The 649-nt window shown below is 63.3% G+C and carries 1 protein-coding gene; it reads right to left on the bottom strand.

What is annotated here, in order from left to right:
* Positions 1 to 515, bottom strand: a 515-nt coding sequence (locus ACE3T5_RS21285; protein ID WP_374670113.1) for an Rrf2 family transcriptional regulator, incomplete at its 3' end; no start/stop codon positions are given.
* Between the last annotated feature and the right edge of the window lie 134 nt (positions 516 to 649).

Raw genomic sequence — 649 nt, 5'->3', positions numbered from 1 at the left:
CACGCACCGGACTTCCTGGATCTCACGGTCTTGCGCAGGCTCCGGGGCGCTGCCACCGGGGTGATCGTTGGGTGTCGATGCGTCGACGCGGCGCGCCCCGAGTCGGATGCCGATGCCGGCACGACCATGTCGGCCAGGGTCATGCCGTCGAGTTCCTTGAAGTAGGCCCGCAACGCGGCGTTGAACAGGCCCTTCAGTCGGCACGAAGGCGTCAGCGTGCATTGGTTGGTCTTCGGGTCGAAGCACTCGACCAGGCGGAAGTCGGTCTCGCAGGCGCGCACCACGTCGCCGATGCGGACCGTGGCGGGATCCTTCAGCAGTCGAAGCCCGCCGCCGCGGCCCCGTGTCGTTTCCAGCACGCCCTGGCGACCCAGGTCGGTGACGATCTTCATCAGGTGATTCCTGGACACCCCGTGGCGTTCGGCCAGTTCGCCGATGGTCACCAACTGCTGCGGGCGGGCCGCGCAGTACATCAGCACGCGCAAGGTGTAGTCCGTGTATTCGGCGAGACGCATGCATGCCCCTAAAGAGGTATCGAGTATATGTCTTTGATGTGGGTTTCGCTTTAAGATGCATCAAACATGCTTCTTATAGGGACTTCATGGCGGCCTGTCGGTCGCTGCGAGTTCTGTCACACGATGTCCGTCCT

Origin of the sequence: Ramlibacter sp. (assembly GCF_041916345.1) — a bacterium.
In the GTDB taxonomy this organism is placed as follows: Bacteria; Pseudomonadota; Gammaproteobacteria; order Burkholderiales; family Burkholderiaceae_C; genus Ramlibacter.
The sequence above is the reverse complement of the archived record's forward strand: the minus strand, read 5'-3'. Positions and strand labels throughout refer to the sequence as shown.